This is a genomic window from Paenibacillus sp. NPDC058367 (assembly GCF_042723305.1).
GTDB lineage: Bacteria > Bacillota > Bacilli > Paenibacillales > Paenibacillaceae > Paenibacillus_AQ.
In genome coordinates this window covers 108,844-109,380 of sequence record NZ_JBHXIZ010000008.1, presented here as the reverse complement: position 1 = coordinate 109,380, position 537 = coordinate 108,844, and the positions used below count along the sequence as shown (strand labels likewise).

1 protein-coding gene is annotated in these 537 nt (G+C 63.7%); it reads left to right on the top strand.

What is annotated here, in order from left to right:
• Positions 1 to 537, top strand: a 537-nt coding sequence (locus ACFWMP_RS28500; RefSeq protein WP_379425722.1) for a hypothetical protein, incomplete at both ends; no start/stop codon positions are given.

The window sequence follows — 537 nt, the reverse complement described above, 5'->3', positions numbered from 1 at the left end:
ACGGAGCAACAGGAGCGGCAGGTGTAACTGGAGTGACTGGGGCAGCTGGAGTGACTGGAGCAACAGGAGCGGCAGGTGTAACTGGAGCAACGGGAGCGGATGGAGCCACTGGAGCAACTGGAGCAGTTGGAGTGACTGGAGCAACAGGAGCGGCAGGTGTAACTGGAGTGACTGGGGCAGCTGGAGTGACTGGAGCAACAGGAGCGGCAGGTGTAACTGGAGCAACGGGAGCCGACGGAGTGACTGGAGCAACAGGGGCAGCTGGAGTGACTGGGGCAACGGGAGCAGTTGGAGCGACTGGTGCAACAGGAGCCGACGGGGTGACTGGAGCGACGGGAGCGGCAGGTGTGACTGGAGCAACAGGAGCGGCTGGAGTGACCGGAGCAACAGGAGCGGCTGGAGTGACCGGAGCAACAGGAGCCGATGGAGTGACCGGAGCAACTGGAGCAGTTGGAGCGACTGGAGCAACGGGGGCAGTTGGAGTGACTGGAGCAACGGGAGCAGCTGGAGCGACTGGAGCAACGGGAGCGGACGGAG